The sequence below is a fragment of the Stenotrophomonas thermophila genome, assembly GCF_001499715.1.
GTDB classification, from domain to species: domain Bacteria; phylum Pseudomonadota; class Gammaproteobacteria; order Xanthomonadales; family Xanthomonadaceae; genus Stenotrophomonas; species Stenotrophomonas hibiscicola.
Window position 1 is genome coordinate 26,874 of sequence record NZ_CVIW01000016.1, and the last position, 14,849, is coordinate 41,722.

At 67.1% G+C, this 14,849-nt stretch carries 19 protein-coding genes; 9 read left to right on the top strand and 10 right to left on the bottom strand.

The genetic code is table 11. The annotated features are described in order from the left end of the window. Positions 1-63: 63 nt before the first annotated feature. The gene (locus BN1263_RS09425) at positions 64-327 is read left to right on the top strand and encodes a hypothetical protein (protein WP_005407925.1); all 264 of its coding nucleotides are present in this window, start codon (positions 64-66) and stop codon (positions 325-327) included. 70 nt (positions 328-397) lie between these two features. Here the strand turns inward: BN1263_RS09425 and BN1263_RS09430 are convergent, their stop codons facing one another. Beyond that, a complete protein-coding gene (locus BN1263_RS09430; RefSeq protein ID WP_019660923.1) occupies positions 398-691 on the bottom strand; it encodes a DUF3247 family protein in 294 nt (97 codons plus the stop codon). A gap of 43 nt (positions 692-734) precedes the next feature. Continuing rightward, entirely contained in the window at positions 735-2,723 is a 1,989-nt protein-coding gene (locus BN1263_RS09435) for a hybrid sensor histidine kinase/response regulator (RefSeq protein WP_058980691.1), read from the bottom strand. 243 nt (positions 2,724-2,966) lie between these two features. On the opposite strand from BN1263_RS09435, the gene BN1263_RS09440 reads away from it, so the two are divergent. Then, complete coding sequence (locus BN1263_RS09440) at positions 2,967-3,530, top strand: DUF3016 domain-containing protein (protein WP_058980693.1); 564 nt, start codon at positions 2,967-2,969, stop codon at positions 3,528-3,530. Between the two features lie 88 nt (positions 3,531-3,618). Here BN1263_RS09440 and alr read toward each other — a convergent pair whose 3' ends face one another. Together alr and BN1263_RS09450 are read right to left on the bottom strand one after the other, a co-directional pair. Next, positions 3,619-4,686, bottom strand: coding sequence for an alanine racemase (alr, locus tag BN1263_RS09445; protein ID WP_058980695.1), 1,068 nt, complete (start codon positions 4,684-4,686; stop codon positions 3,619-3,621). Beyond that, positions 4,665-5,969, bottom strand: coding sequence for a D-amino acid dehydrogenase (locus BN1263_RS09450; RefSeq protein ID WP_058980697.1), 1,305 nt, complete (start codon positions 5,967-5,969; stop codon positions 4,665-4,667). The genes alr and BN1263_RS09450 overlap by 22 nt, the downstream gene beginning before the upstream one ends. Positions 5,970-6,118: 149 nt before the next feature. On the opposite strand from BN1263_RS09450, the gene BN1263_RS09455 reads away from it, so the two are divergent. Continuing rightward, on the top strand, positions 6,119-6,598 hold the full coding sequence (locus tag BN1263_RS09455) for an Lrp/AsnC ligand binding domain-containing protein (RefSeq protein ID WP_019660918.1): 480 nt from the start codon (positions 6,119-6,121) through the stop codon (positions 6,596-6,598). Positions 6,599-6,659: 61 nt separating this feature from the next. Here BN1263_RS09455 and BN1263_RS20875 read toward each other — a convergent pair whose 3' ends face one another. Together BN1263_RS20875 and BN1263_RS09465 are read right to left on the bottom strand one after the other, a co-directional pair. Further along, positions 6,660-6,836 carry a hypothetical protein gene (locus tag BN1263_RS20875; protein WP_058980698.1) on the bottom strand — a complete coding sequence of 59 codons (177 nt, stop codon included), beginning with the start codon at positions 6,834-6,836 and terminating at the stop codon, positions 6,660-6,662. Positions 6,837-6,978: 142 nt separating this feature from the next. Continuing rightward, complete coding sequence (locus BN1263_RS09465; protein WP_058980700.1) at positions 6,979-7,353, bottom strand: hypothetical protein; 375 nt, start codon at positions 7,351-7,353, stop codon at positions 6,979-6,981. A gap of 139 nt (positions 7,354-7,492) precedes the next feature. Between BN1263_RS09465 and msrB the strand changes: the two genes are divergently transcribed. The 5 genes from msrB to BN1263_RS09490 all read left to right on the top strand — a co-directional run bounded on the left by msrB (position 7,493) and on the right by BN1263_RS09490 (position 10,731). After that, the gene (gene msrB / locus BN1263_RS09470; RefSeq protein ID WP_019660915.1) at positions 7,493-7,960 is read left to right on the top strand and encodes a peptide-methionine (R)-S-oxide reductase MsrB; all 468 of its coding nucleotides are present in this window, start codon (positions 7,493-7,495) and stop codon (positions 7,958-7,960) included. Between the two features lie 91 nt (positions 7,961-8,051). Next, the gene (gene motA, locus BN1263_RS09475; RefSeq protein WP_014645799.1) at positions 8,052-8,906 is read left to right on the top strand and encodes a flagellar motor stator protein MotA; all 855 of its coding nucleotides are present in this window, start codon (positions 8,052-8,054) and stop codon (positions 8,904-8,906) included. 3 nt (positions 8,907-8,909) lie between these two features. After that, the gene (gene motB / locus BN1263_RS09480; protein ID WP_019660913.1) at positions 8,910-9,848 is read left to right on the top strand and encodes a flagellar motor protein MotB; all 939 of its coding nucleotides are present in this window, start codon (positions 8,910-8,912) and stop codon (positions 9,846-9,848) included. A gap of 108 nt (positions 9,849-9,956) precedes the next feature. After that, positions 9,957-10,442: a hypothetical protein gene (locus BN1263_RS09485; protein WP_058980702.1), complete on the top strand. Its 486-nt coding sequence runs from the start codon at positions 9,957-9,959 to the stop codon at positions 10,440-10,442. A gap of 13 nt (positions 10,443-10,455) precedes the next feature. Further along, positions 10,456-10,731 carry a DUF4031 domain-containing protein gene (locus tag BN1263_RS09490; RefSeq protein ID WP_058980704.1) on the top strand — a complete coding sequence of 92 codons (276 nt, stop codon included), beginning with the start codon at positions 10,456-10,458 and terminating at the stop codon, positions 10,729-10,731. A 94-nt stretch (positions 10,732-10,825) separates the two neighbouring features. On the opposite strand, the gene BN1263_RS09495 is transcribed toward BN1263_RS09490, so the two are convergent. Continuing rightward, positions 10,826-11,368, bottom strand: a complete 543-nt coding sequence (locus BN1263_RS09495; protein WP_019660910.1) for a DUF6630 family protein — start codon at positions 11,366-11,368, stop codon at positions 10,826-10,828. Between the two features lie 90 nt (positions 11,369-11,458). On the opposite strand from BN1263_RS09495, the gene BN1263_RS09500 reads away from it, so the two are divergent. Next, positions 11,459-11,707 carry a DUF3297 family protein gene (locus BN1263_RS09500; RefSeq protein WP_026347120.1) on the top strand — a complete coding sequence of 83 codons (249 nt, stop codon included), beginning with the start codon at positions 11,459-11,461 and terminating at the stop codon, positions 11,705-11,707. 99 nt (positions 11,708-11,806) lie between these two features. Here BN1263_RS09500 and BN1263_RS09505 read toward each other — a convergent pair whose 3' ends face one another. The 3 genes from BN1263_RS09505 to BN1263_RS09515 form a co-directional block, all read right to left on the bottom strand. Next, positions 11,807-13,456, bottom strand: coding sequence for a Na+/H+ antiporter (locus BN1263_RS09505; protein ID WP_019660908.1), 1,650 nt, complete (start codon positions 13,454-13,456; stop codon positions 11,807-11,809). Between the two features lie 117 nt (positions 13,457-13,573). Next, the gene (locus BN1263_RS09510) at positions 13,574-14,362 is read right to left on the bottom strand and encodes a dioxygenase family protein (RefSeq protein ID WP_058980706.1); all 789 of its coding nucleotides are present in this window, start codon (positions 14,360-14,362) and stop codon (positions 13,574-13,576) included. Positions 14,363-14,393: 31 nt separating this feature from the next. Next, on the bottom strand, positions 14,394-14,804 hold the full coding sequence (locus tag BN1263_RS09515; RefSeq protein WP_058980708.1) for a DoxX family protein: 411 nt from the start codon (positions 14,802-14,804) through the stop codon (positions 14,394-14,396). Positions 14,805-14,849 lie beyond the last annotated feature (45 nt).

Below are 14,849 nucleotides of genomic sequence, written 5' to 3' on the forward strand. Positions count from 1 at the left end.
GATCTGCCAGCAACATTGAAACGTTCAGGGTAGAGGCTCCCCCGGAAACCCAGGAGAACCTGCATGCGAGCCTTGTTCGTCGGTGGCGTGGTCGACAACAGTGAAATGGACCTGGAAGGCAGCCATCCGCCCGTGCACTACCCCGAGGACACCGGCGGCGGCCACTCACGCTACCGGCTGCACCAGGTCGGTCATGGCGCCGACGGCAGCGTTGCCTACGCCGTCTATGGGGCACCGGACCTGGCCGATGACGAGGTGGCGAGGGTTGCAGAGGAGCGGGCGTACGCACGCCGGTTCGAGGCGACGCCGACCCTGTTCGAGCACTGACACATCTGTAGCGCCCGAGCCCACGCTCGGGCGGCGGCAGAGCCGAGCGTGGGCTCGGCTCTACATCGGATCAAGGCGCCTTGGGTGGCAGGCGGTTGATACTGGCGATCTCATCCAGCCACACATGGTGCTGCTGCACCGGCGTGTCGTAGTCATCCAGGCGCAACTGGCCGTTGCTGCCTTCATCACCCGCGGCGTTGCGGTATTGCTGCACAGTTGGCCTCACGGCCACCGTGCCGAGCAGGCGGCGGCCATCGTGCAGAATCAGTTCCACCTGCGTTTCGCCATCCAGCTGCGGCAGCAGGGCTTCCAGGCGCGCGATCTGCGCCGGATCGGTGTGGATACGTGGAGCTATGCGGGACATCGGCGACCTCCTGACTGCAGGGTCGCCGATCGGCCGTGAATGTTCAGTGCAGCGCACTGTCCGCGCGCGCCACCTGCACCTTGCGCACGGCAGCCACCAGCTGCGCCACCGAGTACGGCTTGGCGACGTGCTCCTGGAAGCCCGAGGCCAGCGCGCGGCGGCGGTCGTCGGCACGCGCCAGTGCAGTCACCGCCACCGCAGGCAAGGTCGCCGCGTCCACGCCCATGTCCTCGCGCAAGGTGCGCACCAGCCCATAGCCATCCATGCCCGGCATGCCGATGTCGGTCAGCAGCACGTGGTACTGCAGGTGGCCGGTGTCGGCCAGCAGTGCCAGCGCTTCGCCGGCCGAGCTGGCCGCCGATACTCTGGCGCCCTGCTCTTCCAGCATGCGGCGCAGATATTCCAGCACTTCCGGCTGATCCTCCACCGCCAGCACGTGCATGCCGCGCAGAGGATAGGGTTCGACGACCACCGGCTCCAGGATCGGCCCACTGATCACTTCGCGCAGCGGTCGGCGCTCTGCATCCGGCAGGTGCTGGGGCAGGCGCACGGTGAAGGTGGCGCCGTGGCCATGCCCTTCGCTGGCGGCAGTGACCGTGCCGCCATGCAGTTCGACCAGCTGTTGCACGATCGCCAGGCCCAGGCCGAGACCGCCATGACGGCGCGTGGTGGTGCCATCAGCCTGCCGGAAGCGGCTGAACAGATGGTTGAGGAATTCGGGCGCGATGCCGTCGCCGGTGTCGCGCACGGTGATCACCCAGTGATTGCCATCGGCCTGCAGCTGCAGGTCGACGCGGCCTTCGGCCGGGGTGAACTTGATCGCATTGGACAGCAGGTTCCACAACACCTGCTGCAGGCGGGTGGCATCGCCCAGCACCAAGCACGGCTGTTCCGGCAGCAGCAGGCTCACATCCAGCGCCTTGCCTTCGGCGACCAGCTCCTGCGCGCCGATGGCTTCGCTCAGCAGGTCGCGCAGGTCCAGTATCTCCACCTCCAGCTGCACCTTGCCCAGCAGCATGCTGCTGAGGTCCAGCATGTCCGAGATCAGCCGCTTCTGCGCACCGGCGCTGTTGGCGATCACGTTCAGGCCCTTGTACAGCGGACTGGTGTTGTCCACGCGCTGCAGCAGCAGTTCGCTCCAGCCCAGGATGGTGGTCAGCGGCGTACGCAGTTCATGCGACAGCGTGGCCAGGAACTCGTCCTTCAGCCGCGCCATGTTCTCCGCAGCGCTGCGCGCGGCACGCTCGGACTGCAGCAGCTCCTCGCGGGCCAGTTCAATTTCGCGTCGTTCGGTGACATCCGGACTGCTGCCGGCCAGGCCGATGAAGCGGCCCATCCGCGAAAAACGCGGGCGGGCGTTCATCTCCAGCCAGCGCCACTGGCCATCCGCGCGCCGCGCACGCACCAGCGCGTGCATCGAACGCTGCGCCTTCAGCGCTTCCTGCAGTTCGTATTCGAACACGGACGCGTCATCCGGATGCACGAGACCGCGCCAGACATCTTCCGGCACACGCGTTTCATCACCACCGAAGAACTCGCTGAAGGCACTGTTGACGAAACGCGCATGGCCGCGCTCATCGAGCACCCACACCGGCATCGGCAGGCCGTCGGCCAGCGCGCTGAAACGGGCTTCGCTTTCGCCCAGCTCCACTTCCATCTGCTTGCGCGCGGTGATGTCGAAGAACAGGATGCCGACCTTGTCTTCTCCCGGCCGCCCCACCCGCACCGCGTCGACCGCGAACGAGCGGCCCAGCGCACGGGCTTCCATCTCGAACTGAGCGGGGCGGCCGCTGCGTGCGACTTCGCCATAGATACGGAACCAGTCCTGCTCGTGGTTGGGTTCCAGCGCAGTCATGCACTTGCCACGCGCGTCCTTCAGCCCAGTGTGGCGCTCGAACGCGTCGTTGACTTCGATGAAACAATAGTCGACCGCACGATCACCCTCGAACAGCACCTGGATCACGCAGAAGCCGGCGTTGATGCGCTCAAGCACGCCACGATGCAGGTCGGGTTCTGGCGCCGGCACCAGCATCGGTGGGCGCTCCACGAGGGGCGGCAGTGTGGACAAGGGGGTCTTTGCAGGCCAGGTTGGGAGCACAGCATCTTCCAAAGGGCGTATTCACAGCGTCAAGCGCCGTCAGTCATGGTTGACGTCGATGAATTGGCGGCAACCGCTCTTGCCCACGACGCAATCGTCCATTGCGGTCGTCCGGCAGCAGGCTCACACTCGATCCGTGATCAACACCCCCCCAGCGCGGGGACGCAGGAGACCGTCATGAAACGCTCACTCGCGATTGCCCTGCTGGCAGGCGCCCTGGCGGCCGGTGGCGCCAATGCTGCGCCACGCACCGTGACCGATGCAGGCGCGCCGCGTGCGTTGCAGGCCGATGGACCGGTCAGCGTGAAATGGGAAGATCCGGCCAAGTTCACCGAAATACGCCAGAGCAGCAACCGCTTCGAGGCCGAACGCGGTGACTGGGTGCAGCAGCTGGCCCGCTACCTGCAGACCACCGCAGCCAAGCCGCTGCAGCCTGGGCAGACCCTCGATGTGACCCTCGTCGACATCAAGCGTGCCGGTGACTACGAGCCTTGGCACGGCCCGCGTGGCCGCGACATCCGGATCATGCGCGACATCTACCCGCCACGGATCACCCTGCAGTACACGCTGAAGGATGCCAGCGGCCGTATTGTCAGCGAGGGCGATGCGCGCCTCAGCGATACCGGCTACCTGCACAACGTGGGACTGAAGAGCGACAGCGATCCACTGCGCTACGAGAAGCGCCTGATCGATGACTGGGTGAAGCGCCAGCTGGCCAGTCAGGCGACCGCCGCGCGTTAGGTCCCCCGGCAGGTGTCGACCTTGGTCGACACGCATTCACGGCGCCGATCGAGGTCGGCCGCTACCGGTGCCGAGCGCGGGCTCGGCGCTACACGTACACCTTCGCCACGCGCTTGACCGCGCACGGCAGCTGGTAGGCGCTCACGCCACAGCGCGGCGCCAGCTCCGACAGGGTCGGCGCAGAACCCCACAGTTCCACCACGCTGCCGATGCCGGCCTGCGCATGCGCGGTCAGGTCCACCGTCAGCATGTCCATCGACACGCGCCCGATCAGCGCACCGGGCTGGCCGTCGATCAGCACCGGAGTGCCGTTTGGAGCGAACTGCGGATAACCGTCGGCATAGCCGAGTGCAACCACACCCACGCGGGTGCGCGCCTTGGCCACGAAACGCGCGCCATACCCCACCGGTTCACCGGCTTCGATCCAGCGCTCGGCGATCACCTTCGACTGCATCGTCATCACCGGGCGCAGCCGCTCGGTCAACACGGTGTTGTCCGGCAGCGGGTTGGCGCCGTACAGCATCAGGCCCGGGCGCACCCAATCACTGCGCACATCCGGCCAGCCCAGCAGCGCAGGCGAGTTGCACACGCTGGTCTCGCCTGCCAGTCCATCAATGGCGCGGGCGAAGGTCGCCGCCTGTTCGTGGGTGCGTTCGCTGTCCAGCTCGTCGGCACGCGCCAGGTGGGTCATCAGCACGATGCGCTCGACCTGCGGCAGCGCCGACAGGCGCGCGTGCGCCGCGCGGAAACTGTCCACGTCCAGGCCGAGGCGGTGCATGCCGCTGTCCAGCTTCAGCCACACCGTCAACGGGCGCGGGCTGTCGAACGCCGCCAGTGCCTCCACTTGCCACGGTGAACCGACGGCGAACCAGAAGTCATGCTCGGCCACCAGCGTCATGTCGCTCGGCTCGAAGATGCCTTCCAGCAGCAGGATCGGCGCACGGATGCCGGCCTGGCGCAGCTCCAATGCCTCTTCGATGGTGGCTACGCCGAAGCCATCGGCCTCGCCTTCCAGCGCCTGCGCACAGCGCACCGCGCCATGCCCATAGGCGTCGGCCTTGATGATCGCCAGCGCCTTGCCACCGCCCAGTTCACGGGCGAGGCGGTAATTGCTGCGCAGGGCGCCCAGATCGATCAGCGCGCGGGCAGGACGCATGTGCGGTTCTCGTGTTGCGGCGCGTGACCGTACTGGCCGTAGCGGAAAATATCCAGGCCTTCGGTGCTGATCTGCGGCTGTCGCGCGCTCATCAGGTCGGCAAGGTAGCGGCCCGAGCCGCAGGCCATGGTCCAGCCCAGCGTGCCGTGTCCGGTGTTGAGGTACAGGTTGCGGAACGGCGTGGCGCCGATCACCGGCGTACCGTCCGGCGTAGCCGGGCGCAGGCCGGTCCAGAACTGCGCGCGCGACAGGTCGCCGCCCTTCGGATAGAGATCCCTGACCACCAGTTCCAAGGTCTCGCGGCGGCGCTGCGACAGGGACAGGTCGAAGCCGGCCACTTCGGCCATGCCACCGACACGGATGCGGTCGTCGAAGCGGGTCACCGCCACCTTGTAGCTCTCATCGAGGATGGTCGAGGTCGGTGCCATCGCCGGGTCGGTGATCGGCAGGGTCAGCGAATAGCCCTTCAGCGGGTACACCGGCAGGCGCATCCCCAGCGGTGCGACCAGCGCTGGCGAGTAGCTGCCAAGCGCGACCACGAAGCGGTCGGCGGTTTCCAGCTTGCCGTCGATGCGCACGCCGGTGATGCGGTCGCCATCGAACTCCAGGCCGGTGATGTCCTGGTCGAAGCGGAATTCAACGCCGGCATCCATGCACAACTGCGACAGCCGGCGGGTGAACAACTGGCAGTCGCCGGTCTGGTCACGCGGCAGGCGCAGCGCGCCGACCAGGCCATCGACATGGGCCAGGGCCGGTTCGGCCTGGATGATGCCGGCGCGGTCCAGCACCTCGTACGGCACGCCGTACTGGGCCAGGATCTCGATGTCCTGCGCCGAAGCATCCAGCTGCTGCTGGGTGCGGAACAGCTGGGTGGTGCCAAGGTCGCGGCCTTCGAATTCGATGCCGATCTGCGCGCGCAGCTCGTTCAGGCAGTCGCGGCTGTACTCGGACATGCGCACCATGCGCGCCTTGTTGATCGCATAACGCTCGTGGGTGCAGTTGCGCAGCATCTGCCACAGCCAGCGGTACTGGGCCAGGTCCATGCCCGGGCGGATCGCCAGCGGCGCGTGCTTCTCGAACAGCCAGCCGATGGCCTTCTTCGGCACGCCCGGGGCCGCCCACGGCGAGGTGTAGCCGAACGACAGCTGGCCGGCATTGGCGAAGCTGGTTTCCAGCGCCGGGCCGGGTTGGCGGTCGATGACCGTGACTTCAAACCCGGCCTGTCGCAGATACCAGGCACTGGTGGTACCGATCACGCCGCTGCCGAGAACTAGGACTCGCATGGGACTTCTCCAACCCGATCATTCCCTGCACTGGAGCGCACAGGGACCATAATTGGGGAAGTATAGACAGCCATTCCCAGTTGATTTGCCTGTTTTGAAATCAACCGGCAGGATGTTCCACTTCAATTCACTCCCGAAGGTTGACGGTCATGGCCACCCGGATCCGCGAACTGGACAAGATCGACCGCAAGATCCTGCGCATCCTGCAGGCCGAGGGCCGCATCTCCTTCACCGAACTGGGCGAGCGGGTGGGCCTGTCGACCACCCCGTGCACCGAGCGCGTGCGCCGGCTGGAGCGCGAAGGGGTGATCACCGGCTACCACGCCCACCTCGACCCGGCCGCAGTTAAAGCGAGCCTGCTGGTGTTCGTGGAGATCAGCCTGGCGTACAAATCCGGCGACATCTTCGAGGAGTTCCGGCGCGCCGCGCTGAAGCTGCCCAACGTACTGGAATGCCATCTTGTATCGGGCGACTTCGATTACCTGCTGAAGGCGCGGATCAGCGAGATGGCCTCCTACCGCAAGCTGCTCGGCAGCACGCTGCTGACACTGCCGCATGTACGTGAGTCGAAGAGCTACATCGTGATGGAAGAAGTGAAGGAAACACTGAGCCTGCCGATTCCGGACTGAGGCTGCTGCTGGGTGGGGCCAGATCCCGTACAGCGGGCTCTGACCCCGATCATGGCGACAGTCAGCGCTGCTGCGGATGCTTATGCGGGCGCTGTTCCTGCTGCCTGCCGCCCTTGTGCTGCTGCGGCTCCATCTGCTGTTGCTGCTGTTGCTGCTGCGGGTTGCGGCCCTGCGGTTCCTTGCCGGGATGACGGTTCTGCTGGTTTTTCATGGTCGCGATCCAGTGGACGAAGGACATGCGGCGGCGGGATGCCGGCGCAGGGCCACGGTGGCCCCGGAACGGTTAATCGCAGGCGAAAAAGCAGTGATCGGCTGGACGCTGTTTTCGCGCGTTCAGCCCGCTCAGGCCAGCCAGCAGCCAACCTTGGTGGCACCAGGGTTCAGCGCTTGATCTGCTGGCCATCGCCGGCCGGCACGCTGTCGTAGTAGCGGCCGGTGCGCGAGTCGAACACGCGGTTCGGGCCGGCCGGGCGCACGCCGGGCACGATGCGGCCGTTGCGGTCGTAGACCTTGTCGGCCGGCCTCGGTGCTGGCGGCGGCGTGATCTGGGCCGGACCGGTGGACTTGATCGGCTGCGCCCGTTGCGGCGTAGGCAGCAACTGCGGCTGCGGCCGGGCCGCCTGTGGCGGTGGCGCCACCGGCTGCGGCGCCACGGTGGTCGCGCTGCGGGTGGCCGTGGGGTCGGGGGTGGGCACCTGGGCCAGCGCCAGTGCCGGCAACAGGGCGATCAACAGCAGGGGAAGGGTCGGCTTCATGGCACGCTCCGGCGTCTATGACACCCACCTTGCTCCCGCGCCCGTGTGCCACCCATGAACGGCCATCACACTTGCAAGCGCGCGCCGGCACCCCCACGTTTTCCGGCATCCCCAGGCCATCGACCCACGGAGCGCCGCCATGACCGCCTTCGACCTGACGCCCCCCACCGCCACCCAGACCGAGGCCCTGGTCGCCGGCCTCAGCAGCGAGGAACGCCGCGTGCTGTTGCAGCACGGCACCGAAGCGCCGTTCTGCGGCGTGTTCCTCGACAACAAGCGCGAGGGCGTCTACTGCTGCCGGCTGTGCGCGCTGCCGCTGTTCCGCTCCAGCACCAAGTTCGATTCCGGCACCGGCTGGCCCAGCTTCTTTGCCCCGTTCGACCCGGCGCATGTGCGCGAGATCCGCGATACCAGCCACGGCATGGTCCGCACCGAGATCACCTGCGCGCGCTGCGGCAGCCATCTGGGCCACGTGTTCCCGGACGGTCCGCCGCCCACCTACGAGCGTCACTGCCTGAACTCCGTCTCACTTTCCTTCGTCGGCAATGGCGAGCCCTGGCCCGATCCGTTGCAGCGTGGCGGCGCGGAAAGCGGCGTGGCGGGCTGAAGCACCCTGCTGACCGATTTCACAGAATTCCCTCTTCAGAAACCCGGGCGACGGGCCGACAAGGAGATATCCCCTCTCCCTGCGTCGCCCCATGCTCATCATCGTTGGATTCCTGGTCGTCATCATCAGCGTGATCGGGGGCTACCTCGGTGCCCACGGCCGCCTGGGTGCCCTCTGGCAGCCCTACGAGCTGGTCATCATCGGCGGCGCCGCGCTCGGCGCGTTCCTGGTCGGTACCCCGGCCAAGACGGTCAAGCAGACCCTGCAGGCCATGGTCGGCGTGTTCAAGGGCCCGCGCTACAAGCAGCAGGATTACATCGATGTCCTCAGCCTGCTCTATGAACTGCTCAACAAGGCGCGCCGCGAAGGCTTCATGGCACTGGAAGACCATGTCGAACGCCCGGCCGAGAGCGCCCTGTTCGCCAACTACCCCAAGGTGCAGGCCGACCACCACCTGATCGACTTCATCACCGACTGCCTGCGCCTGATGATTGGCAGCAACATCGAGCCGCACGAGCTGGAACCGCTGCTGGAACTGGAGCTGGAAAAGCACCACGCCGAGGCCATGGCGCCGTCGCAGGTGCTGACCAAGGTCGCCGACGGACTGCCCGGTTTCGGCATCGTGGCTGCGGTGCTGGGCATCGTCATCACCATGGGTTCGATCGGCGGCGACATCGTCGAGGTCGGTGGCCACGTGGCCGGTGCGCTGGTCGGCACCTTCCTCGGCATCCTGCTGGGCTATGGCTTCGTCGGCCCGATGGCCGCCGCCATGGAAGCGCGCGCCGAGCAGGACAGCCGCATCTACGAATCGGTCAAGACCGCCCTGCTTGCCTGCCTGCGCGGCTACAACCCGAAGATCGCGCTGGAATTTGCCCGCAAGACGCTACCGTCGAACGTGCGCCCGGCCTTCTCCGATTTCGAGCAGCACCTGAAGACGGTCAAGTAAGCCATGGCCGAGAACAAGCCCACCGTCATCGTCCGCCGGGTCAGGAAGGCCGGCCACGCCGCCCACCACGGTGGCTCGTGGAAGGTGGCCTATGCCGACTTCGTGACCGCGATGATGGCCTTCTTCCTGGTGCTGTGGCTGATGGCCACCACCAACAAGAACGACCGGGCCGCCATTTCCGAGTATTTCCGCAACCCGAGCCCGCTGAGCGGGCAGAGTGCCACGCCGGCACCCGGCATGGCCGGCCCGGGCGGCGCCAGCACATCGATGATCAAGCTGGGCGGTGCCACCGACATCTCGCGCGGCAGCAGCAACGATCCCTTCCAGAACCAGAAGGAAGCGGTGCCGCAACCGGTTGACCAGCAGCAGCGCGACAAGCAGCAGCTGGAAGCACTGATGAAGGAGCTGCAGGAAGCGATCAGCCGGAGCCAGGCACTGGAACCCTTCAAGGACCAGCTGCTGCTGGACCTGACTCCGGAAGGCCTGCGCATCCAGATTGTGGACAAGCAGAACCGGCCGATGTTCGACCTCGGCAGCGCTACGCTGAAGCCGTACACGCAGCAGATCCTGCACGAGCTGGCCAACTACCTGAACCACGTGCCGAACCGGATCAGCCTGACCGGTCATACCGACATCACCGCCTATTCGGCCGCGCGCGGCTACGGCAACTGGGAACTGAGCGCTGACCGCGCCAACGCTGCGCGCCGTGCACTGGTGGACGGCGGCCTGGAGGACAGCAAGATCACCCGCGTGGTCGGCCTGTCCTCGTCAGTGCTGTTCGACAAGGCCGACCCGCAGAACCCGATCAACCGCCGTATCAGCATCGTGGTGATGACCAAGGCCGCCGAGGAGGCAGCGCTGGCGGGTGCCGGCCCCCAGGTGGGGCTGTCGGCGCCCACCGCCGACCCGGACGTGCAGGCCGCGCAGGGGCAAGCGGAATAAGCTGTGGGTGCGCGCCTTGGTCCGAATCCACAGGGCCATGCCGGGCGAGCGCACCACGCCGCACCCGCTACAATGGCGGTCTTTCCGTTTCCAGGTGATCTCTCCCCCATGTCCCAGAACTCCAAGGCCAAGCGCGACAAGCGCAAGAAGCAGCAGGGCAAGCGCCCGTTCCTCCGCCTGAACGCGCAGCAGCAGGTGCAGAACCATGCCGTGCTGACCAACGAAGACGGCCAGGTGGTGGCGGCCATCGGCCTGCAGGGCCGCGAGTGGCTGCTGGCCATCGGCGGCCAGACCATGGGCAACGCCGAGAACCCGGTGCCGATGCTGGCCATGCTCAAGCACCTGGCCAACGTGCAGGAGAAGGAAGGCCGCAAGGTCAACCTGGAGTACTCCGAACTGCTGCAGAAGCTGCTGGACACCCTGGCGGCCGAATCCGAGCAGACCGCCGACGAATACCTGGACAAGCTGGTGTCCGAGTTCGAGACCGTGGAAGCCGAAGAAGGCGAAGAAGCCGCCGAAGGCGATGTGGTTGAAGCTGCTGCCGACGCCGAGGCCGCCCCGGCCGCTGACAGCGACAGCAAGCCGCAGGCCTGAACCGGCCGCGGCGGTGACGGTCTACGTCGATGACGCAGTGCATCCCTGGCGCGGACAGCGCTGGGCGCACCTGATGGCCGACACCCTGGCCGAGCTGCACGCAATGGCCGCGCAGCTCGGCATTCCACCGCGCGCCTTCCAGAACAAGGCCAGCGGCGCCCACTACGATGTCACTGCCGGGCTGCGCGCACAGGCCATTGCGCTCGGCGCCCGGGCGATCTCACGGCACACCGACCGCGAGCTGGTCAAGGCGGTGATTGCCAACGCCCGGGCGCAGTACCGGGCGTAGGCTCGGCTGCCGTGTGCCTCCTGTAGTGCCGAGCCGATGCTCGGCTGCTCTACGCGAAATGCAGCCGAGCGTGGGCTCGGCTCTACAGGCCCGATCAGAACGGGTCGCTGCCCAGCCGGATTTCCACGTTCAGCAGCGAGCACAGCGCAAGCATCGCGTCATCGTCGCGGGTCAGCGCCATCACCCCGGTAAAGCCATCACTGCCGGCATCCACGCTCCACAGCGTGTAGTTGTGCTCGCGCAGGCGGTCGAAGGCGGTGGCCATCAGCTGCACGCCGTCCAGGCCTTCGGCAAAGTCCTCGTCGTCCAGGTCGCCACCCCAGTCCAGCTGCAGGTTGAAGCGCGCCGACAGCTCGTTCACCGCCGACTGCAGCGACTCCAGGTCCTCGCGCTCCACATCGAAACCGGACTGCCAGGCGATGGCGGTGAACAGCGCCGGCAGCCAGTCGCTGTCCGCTTCCAGCGGCTGACCGTCCTCGGCCAGGTGCTCGCGCCAGCGGTTGAACTGCTGCAGGGCCAACTCTTCGTCACCCGGGTTGATCAGCACCAGCAGGTTCCAGACCCGCGCCTCGAAGCCCTCCTCGTCGAAGTCGTGGATGTCTTCCTCGAAGTCGAAATAGTCGCTGTTGTCGGGCATGGCGGAACGTCCTCTGGGGCAGGTCGGCATTCTACGGTTTATCCTGTGCCGCTGAAGCCGGCCTTGGTGGCCGTCACTGTGAATGAAGCGATGAGCGATACCCCTCCCGACCACCTGGCGATCAACCCGGCCAGCCCCTTCCATGATGCGCAGGCGCTGGAGCGCGGCGTTGGCGTGCGTTTCAACGACATCGAGCGCGACAACGTCGAGGAATACTCGGTCAGCGAAGGCTGGATCCGCGTGCAGGCCGGCAAGGCCCGTGACCGCCGCGGCAACCCGATGACGATCAAGGTCAAGGGCAAAGTCGAGGTGTATTTCCTGGACCAGAAGCCGGAATAAGCACGGCTCCCCGATCCTGGGGTCAGATCCCTTTCCTGCGGAAAGGGATCTGACCCCGATCAACGCGGACCGAGGTCCGTACCCACCCGGGGTACACGGTCATTCGCGCTTGCGCGATTCCAGCAGGTCCAGGTTGCGGATCAGGCGCCGCGAGATCTCATCGGAGATCACCCCGCGCCGGGTCAGCCGGAACAGTTCCTCGCGCTCGGCGTTGAGGCCGGCGCTGCGCAGCTGGCGGTAGCCCAGCTCCATGCGCCGCACCTTCTCCGGGTCTACGTCGGGCCCGTCGTTGTCCTTCTCCAGGTGCCGCTGGTACAGCAGGCTCACCCGCGAGGCGGCATCGTTGTACAGCTGCACGTTCTCGGTGTTCTGGTTCATCACCAGCTGCTGGCGCATGCGCTCGACCCCGGCCAGCGCCGCCTTCGACGACAGCCGGCGCGCCAGGTCCTCTTCCTTGCGTTCACCCGAATCGGCCGGCAGCTGCAGGCCCTTCAGCAGCTGCGGCAGCGCGATGCTGGCGCCGAGCAGCGAGAACAGGATCACCGAGGCGGCCAGGAAGATCACCAGGTCACGTGCCGGGAACGCACTGCCATCAGGCAGGAACAGCGGCAGGGTCAACACGCCGGCCAGGGTGATCGCACCACGCACGCCGGCCACCGAGGTCGCCACCACGATGCGCCAGTTCGGCGCTTCGCCCCGCTCCAGTCCGCGGCGGCGCGCGCGCAGCAGGTTCCAGCGCAGCGACAGCCACACCCACAGCAGGCGCAGCACCACCAGCGCCAGGTTGATCACCACTACGTACACCAGCAGCCACCACGCGCTCTGGTGGCCGGTCTCGTTCATGGTGGTGGTGGCACGTTCGACAATACCGGGCAGCTGCTCGCCCAGCAGCACGAACATGATGCCGTTGAAGCTGAACTGCAGCATGTTCCAGACCCCGGCACGCTGCACGCGCATGCTGCCGGAGACGCGGCCGGTCAGCTCGACGTAGCTCATCGCGATACCGGCGGCGACCGCGGCGAGGATGCCGGAGGCGTGGATCTCTTCGGCCAGCAGGTAGGCCGCGAACGGAATGAGCAGGTTGACCAGCATCGCCGCGCCCGGCTCCTCGCCGAAGCGGCGCCACAGCCAGCGCTGGAAGGTCGACACACCAAGGGTGACCGCCACGCCCACCGCAAGGCCGGCCACGGCCACCCACACGAAGGTCAGCGAGGCCGTGGCCAGCGAGAACGTGCCGGTCATCACCGCAGCCACCGCGAAGCGGAAGCAGACCAGGCCCGATGCATCGTTGAGCAGCGACTCGCCTTCCAGGATGTGCATCAGGCGCTTGGGAATCGGCGCCTTGGAGGCGATCGCACCCACTGCCACAGGATCGGTCGGCGACACGATCGCCGCCAGCGCGAAGCACACCGCCAGCGGCATCACAGGAATCAGCCAGTGGATCAGGAAGCCTGCGCCGATGACGGTGAACACCACCAGGCCGAACGCCAGTTCGAGGATCGCGCCCTTGTCGCGGAACAGGCCCTGCTTGGGAATGCGCCAGCCATCCAGGAACAGCAGCGGCGGCAGGAACAGCAGGAAGAACACTTCCGGCTCTAGCGCGTGGCCGCGGTTGAATACCCCGGCAATGACCGCGCCCAGGCCGATCTGCACCAGCGGCAGCGGCAACGAGAACGGCAGGACGCGAACCAGGTAGCCGCTGGCGACAACGGCCACCAGCATCGCCAGGACGACTTCAATGGTATGCATGCTTCTTCCAGGAAGCGGCGCGTGGGGCGGCTTGAAGGCCAGCGCCGGAAACCCGGAAAAAACTACCACATGCGGCCACGACCGCGACGGCCGGGGCCGTCGCGCGTCAGCCCCGGCTCATGCCCCGTCGAAGCGGTACAGGTCCATGGCCAGGAAGCCAGCGTCGATGCCGGCATCGATGCGACGCGCACCGAAGCCGCCCTCGCCGGCCGCGCCCATCGCGAAGAACAGCGGCAGCAGGTGTTCGTCGGTCGGGTGCGCGCGCTCGGCGAATGGCGCCTGCCGGCGGTAATCCAGCAGGGCCTGGCGGTCATCAGCGGCCAGCCGCTGCTCCACCCACTCGATGAAGGGCCGCACGTATGGCGCTTCCTTGCCGTCCTGGTAGTCGCCCCAGTCGTGCAGGTTGTGGGTGATGCTGCCCGAGCCGACCAGCAGCACGCCTTGTTCGCGCAGTGGTGCCAGCGCGCGGCCCAGCGCGAACTGATGCTCGGGGCCGAGCAGCGGCTGGATCGACACCGGCACCACCGGGATGTCGGCCTGCGGGCGCAACAGCCGCAGCGGTACCCACGCGCCGTGGTCGAGGCCACGCTGCGGGTCGATGGCCACTGGCAGTCCTGCGGCGGCGATGCGGCCGCCCACTTCTTCGGCCAGTGCCGGGTCGCCCGGCGCCGGGTACTGCAGTTCGAACAGCGCGCGCGGGAAGCCGCCGAAATCGTGGATGGTTGGCGGCTGCGGATGCGCCCCGACCAGCGGCTGCCGGCCCAGCCAGTGCGCCGAGGCCATCACGATGGCGCGCGGCGTGGGCAGGTCGCGCGCCAGCTCGGCCAGGCGCACACCAACCTGGCCTGGATGCAGGGCAGTCATCGGCGAACCATGGGAGATGTACAGCGAAGGCAGGCGGGACATGGAATTCTCCAGTTGCAGGATCAGGCGGCGATCAGCGCGAACGCAGGGTCCACTTGCCATCGCCGACCAGGAACAGCACCACCAGCGCCAGCGCCCAGAACGCCGGGTATTCCCAGCCGCCGCCGGCATTGGCGAAACCGAAGCCGTTGGCGCCGTGCACGGTGACGATGGTGCCCAGCAGCAGCGGCACGCCGACCAGGCCCACCCAGCGTGCGTAGATGCCCAGCAGCAGCGCGACGGTGATCACCAGCTCGACGCCGATGGTGAGGTAGCCGAGCACGCCGGGCAGGCCCAGAAACTCGAAGAACGCCGCCGTACCGGCCGGGGTGAACACCAGCAGCTTGGTCAGTGCGTGGACCAGGAACAGCACGCCCAGAGCCAGGCGCAGCAGGGTGGCGCCATACGGCGCCAGCGGCGAAACAGGAGCGGTCGTGGTGTGCATGGCAAAGCACCTTGAAGGGAGCGGGCACAGGTTATTGCGCCTTCA